This is a genomic window from Corallococcus silvisoli, from assembly GCF_009909145.1.
Taxonomy (GTDB): domain Bacteria; phylum Myxococcota; class Myxococcia; order Myxococcales; family Myxococcaceae; genus Corallococcus; species Corallococcus silvisoli.
This window is the reverse complement of sequence record NZ_JAAAPJ010000001.1, coordinates 1,360,168-1,380,229: the sequence shown is the minus strand read 5'-3', so window position 1 is coordinate 1,380,229 and position 20,062 is coordinate 1,360,168. Positions and strand designations below refer to the sequence as shown.

Here is a 20,062-nt window from a genome sequence, read left to right as displayed (position 1 = left end):
CACCGCTCGGTGCGTAGCGGATGGGAAGTGGCGAGGTCCTCGCCGTCCGGTCAGTGCGGACCGGCTCCGGACGCCAGACGCCTTCGCGGCTGGATTCTCAGGACATCTCCGAGGACGTCGTTCCAGCCGCTGACCGCCGCGGGTCCGAGGTACTCGGCGACGAGCTGCCAGAAGGGGCCGTAGTCCGCGACCACCATGTCGAGGGTCTCGGGCGGGAGCTGCGGGATGTGCGCCAGCAGGTCGGCGAGCTTCACCCAGAGCAGCTCACGGAAGTCCTCCAGGGTGACGTCCGCCAGCGCGCCCGTGCACCGGTCCTGGAGCTCGGGCCGGCCGCCCTTCCGCAGCACGTTGCGCATGCTCCTGCCGAGCGACTCGTAGGTCATCACGCAGAAGTTGTAGACAAGCCGCTCCGCGGGGGCGCCGACGAGCGCACGCACATGCTCACGCTGGCCCGCCTGGAGCTCGAACACACCGGTGGCCTGCAAGGCATGCGTGCCGTAGACGCCGTGAAACAGCCCCGCCAGCATCACGTGCTCCGGGCACCCGAAACGCTCCAGGCCCCTGTAGACATTCACCATGTGCGCCAGCAGCGTCCCGTCCAGATGGGCGACCTTGGTGGTTCCCAGCCCGACCAGGGACTCCTTCAGCACTTCGAGGTCATGTGGCATGGGTCCCTTCCTTCACATGGCGCGATGCATCAGCCACCGGCCCCCCTCGCCTCCTCTTGAAGCAAGCGTGAAGTCGAGGGAGCTGGACAGCCTGCTTAGTCGGGAAGTTGACTGATGAGGCCGCGCGCGTCAAGGACACCACCCCCGCCCAAACCTTCTCCTCCCGCAGTGAATAAATACATACGTCTTCAGCGCCGTGGGCAGGAGGCGGGGTTTCACCAGCCGATGCGCTCACCGCGGAAGTCCATGAAGCTCCCGCTGTCCCCCGGGGCGAGCCGGTCGATGATGCCGATGAGCCCCGCGACCGACTCCGCCACCGGCGTCGGCGCGCTCGCGCCGCCCATGTCGGTCCGCACCCAACCCGGGCTGAGCACCACGGAGATGATTCCGTCGCCCTTCAGGTCATGGGCCATCGAGCGCGCGGCCATGTTCAACGCGGCCTTGGACATGCGGTAGCCATAGGCGCCGCCCGACGTGTTGTCGCCAATGGAGCTCAGCCCCGAGCTGACGCTGACCACCCTGGCGCCCTGGCCTCGGCGCAGCAGCGGCAGCAGCGCGCCGGTCACCCGGAGCGCTCCGAGCGCGTTCACCTGGAAGACCCGGGCCGCGTCATCCAGGTCCAGCTCCTCGATGCCATCCGCCCGCACCCTGTTGCGGATGCCCGCGTTGTTGATGAGCAGGTCCACGGGCTCGGCCACCGCGGACGCGAACGCGCGGACGCTGGCGTCCAGCGCCACGTCACAAGGGTGAATCCGCAGCCGGCCGCCGGACGACTCCGCGAGGGCCGCGAGCTCGGCGGCGCGCTCCGGCTCCCGGACTCCCGCGTGAACGGAGTCGCCCCGGGCGAGATACTGGCGCGCGAGCTCAAGCCCCATGCCACGGTTGGCCCCAGTGATGACGATCCTCATGGGTCGGGCAGCATGCACGGCTTCTGGAGGTGAAGCACCCTTCCTGGCCGCATGGCGGCCCCGCCACGACACCAGGCCCCGGGTCCGCACACGCACTCCCAGTGTTGCGGTGCGTTAGCCTGCAGATGTGAGGCCAAAACCCGTAAAGACCTTGTCTCATGGAAAAACAAGGTGAATACTCAACTTTCCACCTGTTCCAAAAGGAGGTCCAAACTGATGCGAAAGGGAATCATTGCCCTTGCCATGCTGTCCCTGAGCCTGACGGCGAGCGCTCATGAGGTCGTGCTGTCGGAGGCCGATGTCCTGAAGGCGCAGACCCGCTCGACCGAGGCCCTGGTGAAGGGCGACGTGGATGCGGTGGCGCAGGAGTTCTCCGCTGATTTCAGCTCCGCTGGCGGTGACTTCCAGTTCAAGTCGCGCGACGAGCTCATCCGGGGCCTGAAGGAAGGCAACCTCTATTACGAGGCCATCCGCAGCGAGGTGGAGAGCGTGAAGTTCACGACCAACACTTCGGCCGTCGTCACGGGCAAGCGGACCGTGAAGGCCTTCATCAGCGGCAAGCCTTTCGAGAGCACCTTCTCGTACAAGGCGGTCTATGCCCTGAACCAGGATCGCTGGACGCTGGTGCTGTGGGCCGTCAACCCCTGCTGATCACCCCGGTCGTCGTTGGGCTTCGTGGCATGCCTTCGCGATGCACCAACACCCCTCGCGCGCAGGAGCCTGGCTCCGAGGCGCGAGGGGGCGGCGCCCCCGGAGCAGGTGCGTGGAGACCTGAAGGTCCCCCGCCTGCCTCTCTCTGCGGAAGGGGGCCCGTGCGGTCCGCCCTTTCCCTGAAGGCCGATGCCGGGTCTTGAAGGACAGGATGTACGAATGGGTCACGCGAAGGATTCGCAGCCATGGACTGGCTTTGAGGTCGCGGTCGTGGGGATGGCGGGCCGGTTTCCAGGCGCGCAGGACCCCGAGACGTTCTGGCGAAACCTTCAGGACGGGCTCGAGTCCATCTCCCGCTTCACCGATGAGGAGCTCGAGTCCTCGGCCCTGGAGCCCATCGCGCCCGGGGACCCGCGCCACGTCAAGGCGGGCGGGGTGCTCGCGGGCGTGGAGTCCTTCGACGCGGCCTTCTTCGGCATGCCCCCCAAGGAGGCCCAGGTCACCGACCCGCAGCACCGCATCCTGCTGGAGTGCGCCCACGAGGCCCTGGAGAGCAGCGGCCACAGCCCGGAGTCCTTCGCAGGGGACGTGGGCGTCTACGTCAGCGCCGGTGCCAACACCTACCTGCTGAACAACGTCTCCGCGAACTGGGAGTTCCTGAGGTCCGTCGGCGCCATGCAGGTGGTGCTCGGCAACGACAAGGACTACCTGGCGAGCCGGATCTCCTACAAGCTCAACCTCAAGGGCCCGAGCGTGACGGTCCAGTCGGCCTGCTCCTCGTCGCTCGTCGCCGTGCATACGGCGTGTCGCGCGCTGCTCAATGGCGAGTGTGACCTGGCCCTGGCTGGCGGCGTGTCGGTCAGCGTTCCCCAGAAGGCGGGCTACCTGTATCAGGAGGGCGGCGTGGCCTCGCCCGACGGCCACTGCAGGCCGTTCGACGCGCAGGCGCGCGGGACGGTCAAGGGCAACGGCGCCGGCGTGGTGGTGCTCAAGAGGCTCGGGGATGCGCTGGAGGACCGGGACACCGTCCTGGCCATCATCAAGGGCTCGGCCATCAACAACGATGGCGCCTCGAAGCTCGGCTTCACGGCCCCCAGCGTGGAGGGGCAGGCCCGGGTCATCCGCGCCGCCCATGTCGCGGCGGAGGTCGACGCGGAGACCCTCACCTACGTCGAGGCCCATGGGACGGCCACGGCGCTGGGCGACCCCATCGAGCTGGCCGCGCTCACCCGGGCCTTCCGCACGCAGACCCAGGCCCGGAACTTCTGCGCCCTCGGCTCCGTGAAGGCCAACGTCGGCCACCTGGACGCGGCGGCCGGCGTCACCGGGCTCATCAAGGTGGTGCTCGCGCTGCGGCACCGCCAGCTGCCGCCGAGCCTGCACTTCACGCGCGCCAACCCCGCCATCGACTTCGACAGCAGCCCCTTCCGGGTCAACACCGCCCTGTCGCCCTGGGAGACGGGGGCCACGCCGCGGCGGGCCGGGGTGAGCTCCTTCGGCATCGGGGGCACGAACGCGCACGTGGTGCTCGAGGAGGCGCCCGCCGCCCCGGCGACGGAGGCCTCGCGGCGCCCCCAGCTCCTGCGGCTGTCGGCCCGGACGGGCTCCGCGCTCCAGGCCGCCGCGGCGAACCTGGCGCGGCACCTGAGGCGGCACCCGGAGGACTCGCTCGCGGATGTCGCGTACACGCTCCAGGTGGGGCGCAGGCCGTTCCATCACCGCATGGCCCTGCCCTGCGCCAGCGTGGACGAGGCGCTCCAGGCGCTGGAGTCAGGCGACGCGGTCCGGGTCGCCACCGGCGAGTGCGAGCCCGAGCCCCCCTCCGTTGCCTTCCTGTTCCCGGGTCAAGGCACGCAGTCCGTCCAGATGATGGCGGGCCTCTACCGGGACGAGCCCGTCTTCCACAAGCACGTGCGCCACTGCGCGGAGCTGCTCGGGCCGCACCTCGGCCTGGACCTGCGCGAGGTGCTGTATCCCCGCGAGGGACAGGCCGTCGGCGCGCCGCTGGACCAGACGTGGCTCTCTCAGCCCGCGCTGTTCGTGGTCGAGCACGCGCTGGCCCGCCTCTGGATGGCGTGGGGAGTCCGGCCCCAGGCCATGCTCGGCCACAGCATCGGCGAGTACGTGGCGGCCTGTCTCGCGGAGGTCCTGTCCCTCGAGGACGCCCTGGCGCTCGTCGCGGCCCGGGGGCGGCTGATGCAGCAGCTGCCGCGCGGGGCGATGCTGGCGGTGCCCCTGCCCGAGGAGCGGACACGGGAGCTGCTGGGAGACGACCTGTCGCTCGCGGCGGTGAACCGGAGCGCCCTGTGCGTGGTCTCCGGCCCCACGGAGGCGGTGGAGCGGCTGGAGCGGCAGCTCGGCGCGCAAGGCCTCTGCTGCCAGCGGCTCCAGACGTCGCATGCCTTCCATTCGCACCTGGTGGAGCCGGCGCTGGAGGCCTTCACCGCGCGGGTGAAGCAGGTGCCCCTGCGGCCGCCGCGCATCCCCTACCTCTCGAACGTCACCGGCACCTGGATCACCCCGGCCGAGGCCACGAGCCCGGACTACTGGGCGGCCCATCTGCGGCGGACGGTGCGGTTCTCCGACGGGGTCGCCGAGCTGCTGAAGGACGGGGGCCGGGTCCTGCTGGAGGTGGGCCCGGGACAGACGCTGACGTCCTCGGTCCGGCGGCAGGTGGAGGCCCGGGAGCGGTGCGTGGCGCTCGCCTCGCTGCCGCACCCCAAGGCCGCCCAGGACGAGCTCCAGCACATGCTGCACACCGCCGGGCGGCTGTGGTGCCTGGGCGCCGGACTCGAGCTGCCCGTCCCCCCGCGGGGCCGGCGCATCCCGCTGCCGACCTACCCGTTCGAGCGCCAGCGCTACTGGGTCGAGCCTCGGCCGCCACCGCGCGCCGCCGGGGCCCGCGAGCCGGCGCCGGGGCATGAAGCAGCGCCCGTGCGCGCGGACCCGCCCGGGAGTGAAGGGCCGTCCCGGGGCCGCGCCTCCGTCCCCGCCGACCCGCCCAGGACTCCCCTGGAGCAGCGGCTCGCCTCGCTCTGGCAGGAGGCGCTCGGGGTCGAGGGCATTGGCATCCATGAGAGCTTCTTCGCGCTGGGGGGGGACTCGCTGGTCAGCCTCCAGCTCTGCGCCCTCGCGAACCGGAGCGGGTTGCGGCTGCATCCCCAGCAACTGCTGCGGCACCCGACCCTCGCCCAACTCGCGGAGGCCGTCAGCGCCGCGCCCGCGGGGCAGGAGCCCGGCGCGCCGGCCGACCTGGAGCCGCTGTCAGGGCTGCCCTCCGTGCTCCCGGCACCGGAGAGCTGCCACGAGCCCTTCCCGCTGACGGACATCCAGCAGGCGTATTGGATTGGCCGTGGCGGCGTCCTCGACCTCGGCGAGGTCGCGTCCCACGTCTACCAGGAGCTGGAGGGGGACCGCCTCGAGGTGCCGCGGCTCGAGGCCGCGCTGCGGCGGTTGATTGACCGCCACCCCATGCTGCGGGCGGTGACCACCTCCGAGGGGCAGCAGCGCGTCCTGGAGCGCGTGCCGCCCTACCCGGTCGAGGTCCTGGACCTGCGCGGGCAGGCGCCGCGGACCGTGGAGGCGCGGCTGGAGGAGCTCCGCCAGCGGATGTCCCACCAGGTGCTGCCCTCGGACCGCTGGCCGCTGTTCGAGGTGCGCGCGACGCTCCTGGACGGGGGCCGGGTCCGCCTCCACATCAGCGTGGACATCCTCTTCGCGGATGCCTGGAGCCTGGTCCTCTACTCCCGGGACCTGCTGCGGCTGTACCGCGAGCCCGAGGCCGCGCTCCCGCCGCTCGAGCTCACGTTCCGCGACCATGTCCTGGCCGAGGCCGCGTTCCGCGACTCCGACAGCTACCGGCGCTCGCGCGAGTACTGGCTGAAGCGCCTGCCGACCCTGCCGGCCGCGCCCGCCCTGCCCCTGGCCCGGCCCCCCGGCGCCATCGCGCGCCCCCGGTTCACCCGGCGGAGCGGCGCGCTGGCCCCGGCGGTGTGGACGCGGCTGAAGTCCCGCGCGGCCCAGGCGGGGCTGACGCCCTCCATGGTGCTGTGCGCCGCCTACGCCGAGGTCCTGGCCCTGTGGAGCAAGAGCCCCCACTTCTGCATCAACCTGCCGGTGTTCAACCGGCCCCCCGTCCACCCCCAGGTGAATGACATCTCCGGGGACTTCACCTCGGTCATCCTGCTGGAGGTGCCCCCCCCGGGCCGTGAGCCCTTCGAGGCGCTGGCGCGGCGACTCCAGCAGCAGCTCTGGAGCGACCTGGAGCACCGGCACTTCAGCGGCGTGAGCGTCATGCGGGAGCTGGCCCGGAGCGAGCCCTCCCGCGCGGTCATGCCCGTGGTCTTCACGAGCCTCATCATGCCGGGCGCGCAGGACGTCTCCGCGGAGGCCCGCGCGACCTTCGGCGAGGAGGTCTTCGGCATCTCGCAGACGCCGCAGGTGTGGCTCGACCATCAGGTCGCGGAGAGGGCCGGAGGCCTGACCTTCAACTGGGACGCGGTCGAGGAGCTGTTCCCGGCGGACCTCCTCCAGGAGATGTTCGACGCGTACCGCCGGCTCCTCGATGCCCTGGCGAATGACGAGGAGTCCTGGCGCGAGACGCGCCGCGCCCCCCGGCTGCTCCCCACGGCCCAGGGCTCGACGCGGGAGGCCGCCAACGCGACCGCCGCGCCCATACCGGCCGGGCTGCTGCATTCCGCGTTCTTCGAGCAGGCGGAACGGCGGCCGTCGCACCCGGCGGTGCTGACCGCATCCCGGACGCTGACGTACGGGGAGCTCGCCCTGCATGCCGGACGGGTCGCCCACCAGCTCCGGCGCACGGCGCCGTGCCGTGGCGCCCTCGTCGCCATCGTGATGGAGAAGGGCTGGGAGCAGGTGGCCGCGGCGCTGGGCGTCCTGCGGGCGGGCGCCGCGTACGTGCCCATCGACCCGTCGCTCCCCCGCGAGCGGCTGGAGGCCCTGCTGGAGCATGCGCGGGCCTGCGTCGTGCTGACCCAGCCCTGGGTGGACGAGCGGCTGTCCTGGCCCGGCTTCGTGACGCGCCTCCACGTGAGCGACGCGGAGCCTGGAGCCTCCGATGACGGGCCCCTGGAGCCGCTCCAGGAGCCCGGGGAGCTGGCGTACGTCATCTACACGTCGGGCACGACCGGGCTGCCCAAGGGCGTCATGATCGACCACCGCGGCGCCCTCAACACCGTCACCGACATCAACCACCGCTTCGGCGTGGGGCCGGCGGATCGGGTGCTGGCGCTGTCGTCGCTGAGCTTCGACCTCTCGGTCTACGACCTCTTCGGCGCGCTGGGCGCCGGCGCGACGCTCGTCATGCCCGACGCCGAGGCCGCCCGCGACCCGGCGCACTGGGCCGGGCTGATGACGGCCCACCACGTCACCGTCTGGAACTCGGTGCCGGCGCTCCTGGAGCTGCTGGTGCAGCACGCGGAGGGCGGAGGCCCGTCGCCCTTCGGCGCGCTGCGGCTCGCGATGCTGAGCGGAGACTGGATTCCCGTCGGCCTGCCCGCGCGGGTCCGGGCGCAAGCCGCGCGCGTCAGGCTGATCAGCCTGGGGGGCGCCACCGAGGCGTCGATCTGGTCCATCGGGTACCCCATCGACGCCGTGGACCCTTCCTGGACGAGCATTCCGTACGGAAAGCCCCTGGCGAACCAGCGCTTCCACGTGCTGGACGCGAACCTCGCGCCCCGCCCCGTGTGGGTCCCGGGCGAGCTGTTCATCGGCGGCGTCGGCCTCGCGCTGGGCTACTGGCGCAACGAGGCGGACACCCAGGCCCGGTTCATCCACCATCCGGACACCGGGGAGCGGCTGTACCGGACCGGAGACCTGGGGAGGCTCCTGCCGGACGGCAACATCGAGTTCCTCGGGCGCGAGGACTTCCAGGTCAAGGTGCAGGGCCACCGCATCGAGCTGGGAGAGGTTGAAGGAGCCCTGGCGCGGCACGAGGCGGTGGCCTCGGCCGTCGTGGTGGCCGCGGGAGCCCGCCATGGCAACAAGCGGCTGGTGGCCTACGTGGTGCCCCACCCGGGGGCGGCGGTGCCCTCCGCCGAGGAGCTGCGGCGGTTCCTGGCGGCGAAGCTGGCCGAGTACATGGTGCCGCCGGTGTTCGTCCTGCTGGACGCGCTGCCGCTGACGTCCAACGGGAAGGTCGACCGGCGCGCCCTGCCCGCGCCGGACCTGTCCGCCAGGGCGGCCCTCTCCACCGCCCCCCGCACGCCCGTGGAGGTCCGGCTGGCGAAGCTCTGGACGGAGGTGCTGGGCGTCGAGCGGGCGGCCCTCGAGGACCACTTCTTCGAACAGGGCGGCGACTCGCTGCTGGCGACGAAGCTGCTGTCCCGGCTGCGCGCGGGCTTCCAGGTGGAGCTGCCGCTGCGCACCGTCTTCGAGACGCCGACGCTCGGGGGGCTGGCCCGGCACCTCGAGCAGGCCCACCCGGAAGCGCGAGGGGCGCTGGCGCGGCCCATCCGCCCCGCGCCGCGCACCGGGCGCGTCCCCCTGTCCTCCGGGCAGCAGCGCCTGTGGTTCCATGACCGGCTCGAGCCCGGCGGCTGCACCTACAACGTCCAGGAGGCCGTGCGCCTCACCGGGGCGGTCGATGCCGCGGCGCTCGAGCGGGGCTTCAACGAGCTCGTCCGCCGCCATGAGGTGCTGCGGACGACGTTCACGGAGGCGGACGGGGAGCCGGCGCAGGTCATCGCGCCCCACCAGACGCTGGAGCTGGCGCGGACCGACCTGCGCCAGTCCCCGCGGGAGGCACGGCAGGAAGAGCTGCGGCGGCTCCTCGCGGACGAGGCGGCCACCCCCTTCGACCTGGCCCGGGGACCGCTGCTGCGGGCGAGGCTCCTGCGCCTTGACGAGGCGGAGCAGGTGCTGGTGGTCACGCTGCACCACATCGTCAGCGATGCCTGGTCCATCGCGCTGCTCATCCACGAGCTGACCGTGCTGTACGGGGCGTTCACCCGAGGCGCGCCTTCCCCCCTGGAGCCGCTGCCGCTGCGGTACGCGGACTTCGCGGAGTGGGAGCGGGAGGGGCTGCGGGACGGCTCGTTCCAGGAGCACCTCGTCTACTGGAAGGACCAGCTCCAGGGTCCCCTGCCCGTGCTTCAACTGCCCGTGGACACGCCGCACGCCGTGGCGCGGAGCGACAACGGTGCCCGGCATCCCTTCAAGGTGCCCGCCGCGCTCCTGGTGGCGCTCAAGGCGCTGTGCCAGCGCCAGGGAGTGACGCTCTTCATGGGCCTGCTCGCGGCATGGCAGACGCTGCTGTGCCGCTCCTCCGGTCAGGAGGACATCCTCGTCGGGACGCCCATCGCCAACCGCGAGCGGCCCGAGGTCTCGGGGGTGATGGGGTTCTTCGTGAACACGCTGGTCATGCGCACGCGCTTCTCGGGAGACCCCTCGTTCCGGGAGGTGCTCGGGCGCGTGCGGGAGGCGGTATTGGGCGCCCATGAGCACCAGGCCCTGCCGTATGACAAGCTCGTCGAGGAGCTTCGGGCGACGGGCAGGAACCCGGGCGGCGCGCCGCTGTTCCGGGTCTGGTTCGTCCTCCAGAACGTCCCGATGCCCGAGCTGGCGCTGGGCGAGGCCGTCATCACCCCGCTGGAGACGCACTACCTCACGGCGGTCCATGACCTGAAGCTGGGCATCCTGGAGGGCGAGGACGGCCTCCACTGCGCCATCGACTACCGGACGCACCTGTTCAAGCCCGTCACCATCGCCCGGATGGTGGCGCTCTTCGAGCACCTCCTGCGCCGCGTGGCCGAGGCGCCCGAGACACCCCTGCGCACGCTGGTGGACGCGCTCGACGAACAGGAGCGGCGACTGAAGGACGCCGAGGAGCAGGAGCAGCGCAAGCTGCTCGTCCAGGGACTCAAGTCCGTTCGCCGCCAGGCCACCCGCATCCCCCCCACGAGCTGACATGACCGAGCGCTCCGATTCGAGCCGGATGTGGACCTTCCTCGTCGTCTGGCTCGGCCAGTTCGTCTCCCTCGTCGGCTCGGGCATGACGACCTTCGCGCTCGGGTTCTGGGTGCTCGAGCAGACCGGCTCGAACACCCGGTTCACGCTGGTGGCGTTCTTCGGCGTCCTGCCGGGAGTCGTGGCGCTGCCGCTGGCCGGGGCGCTGGTGGACCGGTGGGGGGGACGCCGGGCGATGCTGCTCGCCGACCTCGGCGAGGGCCTGTGCGTGCTGACGGCGATGCTCCTGGCCTGGACGGGGCAGCTGTCGTTCGCGACCGTCTGCGTGCTGGCCCTGGTCAACTCCCTGTTCGGCGCGATGCGCTGGCCGGCGTACTCCACGCTGCCACCGCTGCTGCTCCCCGCCCGGCACCTGGGCCGCGCCAATGGGATGATCCACGCGGCGGAGGCGGGAGCGGCCATCGTCGCCCCACTCGCGGCGGGCTTCCTGGTCACCTCGCTCCGCCTCCCCGGGGTCCTCCTGATGGACCTCTCCACCTTCGTCATCAGCATGGTCACCCTGCTGGCCGTCCGGGCCGCGCTGCCGCGCCCGGCCCCGGGCCCCCAGCCCCACGACCGGGCTGGGACAGGAAGGCCCTCGCTGGGCGCGGAGGTCGCGTACGGCTGGAGCTACATCCGGGCGCGGCCGGGCCTGTGGGCGCTGTTGATCTTCTTCGCCGTCACGAACTTCACGGTGATCGGGCTGGCGCGCACGCTGTACACGCCACTCATCCTGGGCTTCACCTCTCCGAAGGCGCTGGGCACCCTGCTGTCCATCGGCGGCGCCGGCCTGCTCCTGGGAGCCGCGGCGATGACCGCCTGGGGCGGCCCCCGGCGGCGCATCCATGGCGTGCTCGGCTTCACGCTCATCCAGGGCGTCGTCATCATCCTGGGAGGACTGCTTCCGAACGCCTTCCTCGTGGGGCTTTCGGTGTTCATGCTGTCGTTCTGCTTCCCCATCGTCACCGGCAGCAGCCAGGCCCTCTGGCAGAGCAAGGTGGCGCTGGACGTCCAGGGACGGGTCTTCTCCGTCCGCCGCATGCTGGGCTGGTCCTCGCTCCCGCTGGCCTACCTGGTGGGAGGACCGCTCGCGGACCACGTCTTCGAGCCGCTGCTGGCGCCCGGCGGAGCGCTGGCGGACAGCGTCGGGCGGTTCATCGGCGTGGGCACGGGCCGGGGCATCGCCCTGCTCTACATCGTCATCGGCAGCCTCACGGTGCTCACCGTCATCGTCAGCTACCAGTTCGCGCGCCTCCGGCACGTCGAGGATGAGCTGCCGGATGCCCTGCCTTCCCCGGCGCACCCTTCATGGAGCGGCACTTGATCCCCCCAGCGGCGACCCTCGTCGAGCTCTTGCGAGGACGGGCGGAGCACCAGCCCGACACGCTGGCCTATGCCTTCTGGGACGAGGACGGGACCGAGTCGCGGCTCACCTACGCCCAGCTCGACCGCCGCGCCCGGGCCATCGCCGCGCGGCTGCTCGCATCGACGCCGCAGGGTGAGCGTGCGCTGCTGCTCTACCCCGCGGGCCTCGACTACGTCGCCGCGTTCTTCGGCTGTCTCTACGCGAAGGTGGTCGCCGTTCCGGCATACCCCCCGAACCCCGCCCGGCTCCAGCGCACGCTGCCGCGGCTGCAGGCGATCGTCCGTGATGCGCGGAGCGCGGTGGCGCTCACGCTCGACGCCATCCTGCCGCTGGCCAGCGCCATGGCCGCCGAGGCGCCGGACCTCGGCGGCATGGACTGGATCGCCACGGACGTGCTGCCCGAGGACTCCTCAGAGACCTGGAGACCGCCCGGCATCCGCCCCGGGGATGTGGCCTTCCTCCAGTACACGTCGGGGTCCACGTCCCATCCGAAGGGCGTCGTCCTCTCCCACCAGAACCTCCTCGCCAACTCCGAGTGCATCCGCCTCGCCTTCGAGCAGTCACCGGGGACGCGAGGCGTCTTCTGGCTGCCGCCCTTCCACGACATGGGGCTCATCGGCGGCATCCTCCAGCCGCTCTACTCGGGCTACCCCTCGCTGTTGATGGCGCCCGAGACCTTCCTCCGGCGCCCGCTGCTCTGGCTGCAGGCCATCTCCCGGTTTCGCGGCACCACGAGTGGAGGCCCCAACTTCGCCTTCGACCTGTGCGTCCGGAAGAGCACCGAGGAGCAACGCGCCGCCCTGGACCTGTCGTCGTGGCGGGTGGCCTTCAACGGCGCCGAGCCGATCCGCCCGGAGACGCTGGCGCGCTTCGCGGAGGCCTTCGCCGTGTCGGGCTTCCGGCCCGAGGCCTTCATGGCCTGCTATGGCCTGGCGGAGGCCTCGCTCATCGTCTCGTCGGGCGCCGTCAGCGACGCGCCTCCCGTCAGGCGGCTCGACGACGCGGCGCTGGGCCAGCACGTGGCCCGGGCCGCGGAAGGGACGGGGCCATCCAGGACGCTGGTCTCATGCGGGCGGGTCGTCCGCGGCCACGAGGTGTTGATCGTCGACCCCGTCCACCACACCCCCCTGCCGGGCGGGCACGTCGGGGAGCTCTGGGTCCGCGGTCCGAGCATCGCCCGCGGCTACTGGGAGAACCCCGCCGGGACGGAGGCCGCGTTCCACGCCCGGCTGGCGGACGGCCAGGGGCCGTTCCTTCGCACCGGAGACCTCGGCTTCCTCGAGGGGGTGGAGCTCTTCGTCACCGGCCGCGCCAAGGACCTCCTCATCATCCGGGGCCGCAATCACGCCCCGCAGGACCTGGAGCGAACGGCGGAGGCCGCCTCCGCGGCGCTGCGCCCCGGGAGCGCGGCCGCGTTCTCGGTCGAGCAGGCGGGCGAAGAGCGCGCGGTGCTCGCGATTGAAGCCGAGCCCGCCACCGAGGCGGAGGCTGGCGCCATCGCGCGGGCCATCCGTCAGGCCGTGGCGGACAGCCATGGCATCGACTTGCATGCGGTGTGTCTGTTGCGGCGCGGTGCGCTGCCGAAGACGTCGAGCGGCAAGGTTCAGCGTCAGGCGTGCCGGCGCGCCTTCCTGGAGGGCACCCTCGAACAGGTGGGGGAGGTCCTCCTGCGGGAGGAGCCCGCCGCCCCCGGCCTTGTTCCTCCCACCGCGCTGGCCTCCGCCGGACGCGAGGAGCGGCCGGCGCTGCTTCAAGCGTACCTGCTCGGCCTGCTCGGCCAGAGGTCCTCCGCGAGCGCCGGCCTGTCGCCCCAGGATGACCTCCTGGCCTTCGGGCTGGACTCACTCGCGACGGTGCAGTTGGCGCAGCAGCTCGAGGGCGACCTGGGCGTGCGCGTTCCCACCAGCAGGCTGCTCGATGGGGCCTCCATCGAGTCGCTCGCCCTGACGCTCTCCTCCCTGATGGAGGACGCGCGGCGCGCGCCCCGGCAAGCCAGCCCCGGAACCCCAGCGGAGCCGGGTGGTGCCTTCGCGCCGGCGGGGGCCCTGCTCTTCCCCGGCGCCCCAGCGGAGCCGGGTGGCGCCTTCCCGCTGTCCGCTGGCCAGCGGGCGCTCTGGCTCCTCCAGGCACTGGACCCCGCGAGCACCGCGTATCACCTCTCCCTGGCCGTCGACCTGCGCGGCCCCCTGGAGCCGCCGCGGCTCACCGCCGCCCTCCAGACGCTGGTGGATCGCCACGAGGCCCTCCGGCTCCGGTTCGGAGAACACGAGGGCGAGCCCTTCCAGGAGGTCCTCCCGCGCGAGGCGCTGGTGCTCGGCACGTCGGACCTCTCCGGGCTGGACGAGGCCCGCCGCCGGGAGCGGCTGGCCGACGTGGCGCACCAGCCCTTCGACTTGAAGGAGGGGCCGGTCTTCCGCGCGCACCTCGCCTCCCGGGGGCGCGACCACCACGTCCTGCTGCTCTCGGTCCACCACCTCGTAGCCGACTACGGCTCGCTGTCCCTGCTGCTCGACGAGCTGCGCCAGTTGCTGGCCCGCGCGGAGCATCCCGCCGCGCTCCCCGCTCCGGCCTCGGGGCTGGCGCGCTACGTCGCCTGGCAGCAGGCGCTGATCGCGGGCCCGGAGGGTGCCCGGCAGCTCGAGTACTACCGGGAGCGGCTGGGCGGAGCGCCGCCGCTGCTCGCGCTGCCCACCGACAGGCCCTGGCCGCCCGCCCAGACCTTCGCCGGGGCGAGGCACCCGGTGAGGCTGGAGCCGGCCGTCCTCTCGGCGCTGGCGGCCCTCGCCCGCGCCGAGAAGACGACGCTCTTCGTGGTGCTCCTCGCGGGCTTCCAGGCCCTGCTGCACCGCCACACCGGACAGGACGACCTCACCGTCGGCGCGCCGTTCCACGGCCGGACCCGGGCGGAGCACACCCACCCGGTGGGCTACCTCGTCAACGTCCTCCCCTTGCGCTCCCGCGCTGGCGGCCCGACGCGCTTCCGGGAGCTGGTCCAGCACGCGAGGCGCGAGGTGCTCGGCGCGCTCGACCACCAGGAGCTGCCCCTCCCGGTCATCGTCGAGCGGCTGCGCTTGCAGCGCGACCCCAGCCGCCCCCCGGGCTTCCAGGTGCTGTTCGCGCTCGACCGGGCGCCCACCGCGCCGGGCGACGTGGCGCTGATGCAGCCCGAGGACGTCGCGGCCCCGTGGAGGCTGGGGGCGCTCGAGGCGCGCTCGCTGGCGCTGCCCCACCGGGGCGCCGCCTTCGAGCTGTCCTTGTTGCTGGAGAGCGCGGGTGGGGCGGTTGCGGGCTGGCTCGAGTACAACACCGACCTGTTCGACGCGAGCACGGTGGAGCGCATGGCGGGCCACCTCAATCGGCTGCTCGCCTCCGCCGCCGCCGGGCCAGACCTGCGGCTCGCGGAGCTGGAGCTGCTCTCATCCCAGGAGCGCCACCAGTTGCTGGAGGGCTGGAACCCGGCCCGCGTCCCGCTGCCGGAGGTCCGGAACCCGCTGCTGCACCACGGGGTCTTCGAGCAGGCCCGGCGCACGCCAGAGGCCATCGCGGTGAGCGCCGCCGACGGTCCCCTGACCTACTCGCGGCTGGCCTCGCGTGCCAGTCAGCTCGCCCATCACCTGGCCACCCTGGGCATCGGGCCGGACGTGCCGGTCGGGGTCTGCCTGCGCCGCGACAGCCACCTGCCCGTGGCGCTGCTGGGCGTGCTCGCGGCGGGCGGGGCGTATGTGCCCATCGACCCGGACCACCCCGCGGAGCGCATGGCCTTCGTGCTCGCGGACGCGGGGATCCCGGTGCTCATCACCGAGGCGGCGCTGGTGCCCCGGCTCCCGGCTCACGGCGCCCGGGTGGTGCTGGTGGATGGGGACGCGGCGGCGCTCGGCGCGTGGCCCGAGCATCCGCCCCAGGACACGGCCCGGCCAGGGAACCTCGCCTACGTCATCTACACCTCGGGGTCGACGGGCCGGCCCAAGGGCGTGATGATCGAACACCACAGCGCCACGGCCTTCATCGCCTGGGCGCACGGCGTGTACTCCGAGGCGGACCTGTCCCGGGTGCTCGTGGGAACGTCGATCACCTTCGACCTGTCGGTGTTCGAGCTGTTCGCGCCCCTGTCGCGCGGTGGCCGGGTGGAGCTCGTGGAGAACGTCCTGGCGCTCGCGGACGGGCGCGCGCGCGAGCCCATCACCCTGCTCAACACCGTGCCGTCCGCGATGTCCGAGCTGGTCTCGCTGAAGGCAATCCCCCGCTCGGTGCGGGTGGTGAACCTCGCGGGCGAGCCGCTGTCCGGCCACCTCGTCCGCGCGGTGCATGCGCTGCTCCCCGAGTGCCGGGTCTACAACCTGTACGGCCCCACGGAGGACACGACGTACTCCACCTTCGAGCACGTCCCTCGGGGGGAGGACCGCCCGGCCATTGGCCGTCCGCTGGCGCACCGGCGCGCGTACGTGCTCGACGCGCGCATGGAGCCGGTGCCCCCAGGCGTCACGGGCGAGCTCTACCTCGGGGGCGAGGGCGTGGCGCGTGGCTACCTGGCCCGCCCCGAGCTCACCGCCGCGGCCTTCGTGGCGGATCCCTTCTCACCCCGAGGGGGCCGGCTCTATCGGACGGGGGATCTGGCCCGCTGGCGGCCCGATGGACGGCTCGACTACCTGGGCCGGAACGACCACCAGCTCAAGCTGCGCGGACACCGGCTCGACCTGGGGGAGATCACCGCCGTGCTCGCGGAGCTCCCCGGCGTCGTGGAGGCGCTCGTCAGCGCCTTCAAGAGCGCGGCGGGGGAGCCGGCCCTGTGCGCCTACGTCGTGCTGTCCGGGACGGCGGAGCTCGCGGCGGTGCGCGACGCGCTGCAAGGGCGCCTGCCCAGGTACATGGTGCCGGCGGCCTGGGTCCGGCTGGAGGCCCTGCCCCGGCTGCCCAACGGCAAGGTGGACCGCGAGGCCCTGCCCCTTCCCGCACGGGGGGCCGCCCACGCGCCGGGGACGCCTCCCCGGGATGCCACCGAGGCCCGCCTCGCGGGCGTGTGGTCCGAGTTGCTCGGCGTGTCCGGCGTCAGCGTGGACGACGACTTCTTCGCCCTCGGGGGCCACTCGCTGATGGTCGCCCGCCTCGCGGCGCGGATCCGCGGGGTCTTCGGGACCGACGTCCCCCTCGCCCGCCTCTTCCAGGCCCCGACGCTGGAAGGACAGGCGAGGGCCCTCACGGAGTCCAGCGCCTCGCACCTCGCGCCGCTCGCTCCCGACGGACCGCGCGAGGCGCACGCTCCGCTCTCCTTCGCCCAGGAGCGCCTGTGGTTCCTCGAGCAGTTCGAGCCGGGCAGCCCGGCCTACAACATCCCCACCGCGCTGCGGCTGCGGGGGGAGCTCGACGTCCCGGCGCTGCGGGGCGCGCTCGACGCCATCCTCGAGCGGCATGAAGCGCTGCGCACCGGCTACGTGCTGGACGGCGGCCGGCCATTCCAACAGGTGCGGCCCTTCGCGCCGCTGGAGCTGCCCGTCCACGACTGCTCGCACCTGCCCGGTCCGGAAGCGGTGAGCGAGGCGCTCCAGCGGGCCTCGGAGCTGGCGGCCCGCCCCTTCGACCTGAGGGAGGGACGGATGCTGCGCGCGCGGCTCATGCGCGTCTCCGCCCGGGACCATGTCCTCGCGCTGGTCACCCACCACATCGCCTTCGACGGCTCACACGAGCCGTTCGCGCAGGAGCTCGGCGCCCTGTACTCCGCGCTCCAGGAGGGCCGGCGGCCCGCGCTCCCCGCGCCCCCCGCGCAGTACCCGGACTTCGCCGTCTGGCAGCGGAGCTGGCTGCGGGGCGAGGTGCTGGAGGCGCACCTCGCCTACTGGAAGCGCCAGCTCGCGGGCCCGCTGCCCACCCTCCAGCTCCCAACGGACAGGCCCCGCCCGGCGATTCGCGGCAGCCGCGGCGGGCGGCTCGCATTCCGTCTTCCGGCGCCGCTCGTCGAGCGCATCGACGCCACCAGCAGGGCCGCGGGCACGACGCTGTTCCAGACCTTGCTGGCGGCGTTCTGGGCGTTCCTGGGCCGGCTGTCGGAGCAGGAGGACATCCTGGTGGCGGCGCCGATGATGGATCGCCCCCACCCCGAGGTCGCGGCCTCCATCGGGAACTTCGTGAACACGGTGGTGCACCGGGGAGACCTCCGGGGGGACCCCTCGCTCCGCGCGCTGTTGGGCCGGGCGCGGGCGGTCTCGGTGGAGGCGCAGGTCCATGCCGGCCTGCCCTTCAACCTGCTCGTGGAGGCCCTGCAACCGGAGCGCAGCACGGCCCGGACGCCCATCGCGCAGGTGATGCTCTCGGTGCTGCCGTCGATGCCCCCGGTGCATTTGACCGGGCTGTCCTCCGAGTGGATCGGGCTGGACAACCCCAGCGCCCGGTTCGACCTCCTGCTCGCCTTCTCGCGGGATGACGGGGAGCTGTCCGGGCTGCTCGAATACAGCAGCGACCTCTTCGACGCGGAGACCGCGGTCCGCCTGCGCACCGGGTTCGAGACCTTCTTGTCGGGGGCGGTGGCGGCGCTGGACCTGCCGGTCTCCCGGCTGCCGCTGCTCACGCCCGCCGAACGCACCGGGATCCTCGACGGCTGGAACGCGACGCGGGCCCCCTACTCCTCCGGGCTGTGCCTCCATCAGCTCTTCGAGGCCCGCGCCGACGCGCGGCCCGAGGCGGTCGCGCTGGTGCTGGGGGAGCGCTCCGTCACCTACGGCGAGCTGGAAGCGCGGGCGAACAGGCTGGCCCACCACCTGCGCGGGCTCGGAGTGGGGCCCGGCGTCCCGGTGGCGCTGCTGCTCGAGCGCGGCCTCGAACTCGTGCCCGCCATGCTCGCGGTGCTGAAGGCAGGTGGCTGCTATGTCCCCCTGCCGGCCAGCACCCCGCCCGCCCGCGTGCGAAGGATCCTCGAGGACCACGGCATCGCCACCGTGCTCTCCGATGACGTCACACACCCCACGCTCGACACCCTCCGGGGCTCGCTGCCCGGGCTGAAGAACGTGCTGTGTCTGGATGGGGAAGGCCTGCCGGAGCGGCTGCCCCACACGAGGCCCAGCCGGCTCGCCACCGCGGATGACCTCGCCTACATCATCTTCACCTCGGGCTCGACCGGGACGCCGAAGGGCGTGGCGGTGCGGCACCGGCCGGTCATCAACCTGGTGGAGTGGGTGAACCGCACCTACCGGGTCGGCCCGGACGACCGCGTGCTCTTCGTGACGTCCATCGGCTTCGACCTGTCCGTCTACGACGTGTTCGGGCTCCTCGCGGCCGGAGGCTCCATCCGCGTCGCCACCCAGGATGAGCTGCGAGACCCGAGCGCCCTGGCACGGGTCCTGGAGACGGAGCCCATCACCCTCTGGGACTCGGCCCCCGCCACGCTCGTGCAGTGCGTCCCGTACTTCAAGGGCGGGAGCGGCGGCCGGCTCCGGCGGGTGTTCCTCTCCGGTGACTGGATTCCGGTGACCCTCCCGGAGCAGCTCCGCTCCGCGTTCCCAGCCGCCGAAGTGGTGAGCCTGGGAGGCGCGACCGAGGCCGTCATCTGGTCGAACCACTACCCGATTGGGCGTGTGGACCCTTCCTGGGCGAGCATTCCGTACGGCAAGCCCATCCAGAACGCCCGCTACCATGTCCTGGACCGCCACCTCGAACCCTGCCCGGTGGGAGTCCCAGGAGACCTGTTCATCGCGGGGGACGTGCTCGCGGAGGGGTACGTGGGGGATGCCGCGCTGACGGCGAGCAGGTTCATCGCCGACCCGTGGCGGGGAGAGCCTGGAGCGCGGATGTACCGCACCGGCGACCGGGCCCGGTACCGGCCCGATGGGAACCTGGAGTTCCTCGGGCGGCTCGACCAGCAGGTCAAGATCCGCGGCTTCCGCATCGAACTGGGCGAACTCGAGACGGTGCTCTCACAGCACGCCGGGGTGCGGGCGGCGGTGGTGCTGGCGCACGGCGAGCACTTCGCGCGCGCGCTCTGCGCCTACGTCGTCCCGGCGTCCGGCCGTGCCCCCACCGCCGCGGAGCTGCGCGCCTACCTGCGCGAGCACGTGCCCGACTACATGGTGCCCGCCGCCTTCGTGTTACTGGCTTCGATTCCGCTCACCCCGAGCGGCAAGGTCGACCGGAAGGCCCTGCCCGCCCCGTCCGCGCAGGCCGCCCCGGAAGCCTTCGTCGCTCCCGGTAACGAGCTCGAAGCCCTCGTCTCCGAAGAGTGGCGACAGGCCCTGGGCGTGGACCGCGTGGGCGTGCACGACAACTTCTTCGACCTGGGGGGAAACTCCCTCCTCGTCGTGCAGCTCCACCACCGGCTGGAGCAGCGGCTGGGACGTCCCCTGCCCCTCGTCGAGCTGCTCCAGTTCACCACCGTCCACACGCTCGCGGCGCACCTGCGGCAGTCCCAGCCGGAGCCGAAGGGCGTGGAGGTGAGCGCGGCACGCAGTGATGCCGTGGCGGAGGGCAAGAACCGGCTCCGAGCGCAGCTCGAACGGAAGCGGCGCGGGTAGACCTGCGTC

The 20,062-nt window shown here is 72.6% G+C and carries 6 protein-coding genes and 2 pseudogenes; 6 read left to right on the top strand and 2 right to left on the bottom strand.

Features of this window, described 5'->3' with window-relative positions; translation table 11 throughout:
* Positions 1-50 precede the first annotated feature (50 nt).
* Both GTY96_RS05525 and GTY96_RS05520 read right to left on the bottom strand, forming a co-directional pair.
* Entirely contained in the window at positions 51-668 is a 618-nt protein-coding gene (locus GTY96_RS05525) for a DUF6817 domain-containing protein (protein WP_161664052.1), read from the bottom strand.
* 215 nt (positions 669-883) lie between these two features.
* The gene (locus GTY96_RS05520) at positions 884-1,576 is read right to left on the bottom strand and encodes an SDR family oxidoreductase (RefSeq protein ID WP_143898942.1); all 693 of its coding nucleotides are present in this window, start codon (positions 1,574-1,576) and stop codon (positions 884-886) included.
* 216 nt (positions 1,577-1,792) lie between these two features.
* On the opposite strand from GTY96_RS05520, the gene GTY96_RS05515 reads away from it, so the two are divergent.
* From GTY96_RS05515 to GTY96_RS38750, 6 genes and pseudogenes are all read left to right on the top strand, one after another.
* Positions 1,793-2,227 carry a nuclear transport factor 2 family protein gene (locus GTY96_RS05515; RefSeq protein WP_161664051.1) on the top strand — a complete coding sequence of 145 codons (435 nt, stop codon included), beginning with the start codon at positions 1,793-1,795 and terminating at the stop codon, positions 2,225-2,227.
* Positions 2,228-2,446: 219 nt separating this feature from the next.
* A complete protein-coding gene (locus GTY96_RS05510) occupies positions 2,447-10,153 on the top strand; it encodes a non-ribosomal peptide synthetase/type I polyketide synthase (RefSeq protein ID WP_161664050.1) in 7,707 nt (2,568 codons plus the stop codon).
* A 1-nt stretch (position 10,154) separates the two neighbouring features.
* A complete protein-coding gene (locus GTY96_RS05505; RefSeq protein WP_143898939.1) occupies positions 10,155-11,516 on the top strand; it encodes an MFS transporter in 1,362 nt (453 codons plus the stop codon).
* Positions 11,501-14,989: pseudogene (locus GTY96_RS38765) on the top strand (condensation domain-containing protein); the annotation flags it as partial. The gene GTY96_RS05505 and the pseudogene GTY96_RS38765, both read left to right, overlap by 16 nt.
* Positions 14,990-15,103: 114 nt before the next feature.
* Positions 15,104-16,468: pseudogene (locus tag GTY96_RS38760) on the top strand (amino acid adenylation domain-containing protein); the annotation flags it as partial.
* Positions 16,469-16,480: 12 nt separating this feature from the next.
* A complete protein-coding gene (locus GTY96_RS38750) occupies positions 16,481-20,053 on the top strand; it encodes an amino acid adenylation domain-containing protein (RefSeq protein ID WP_456318755.1) in 3,573 nt (1,190 codons plus the stop codon).
* Positions 20,054-20,062: the final 9 nt, after the last annotated feature.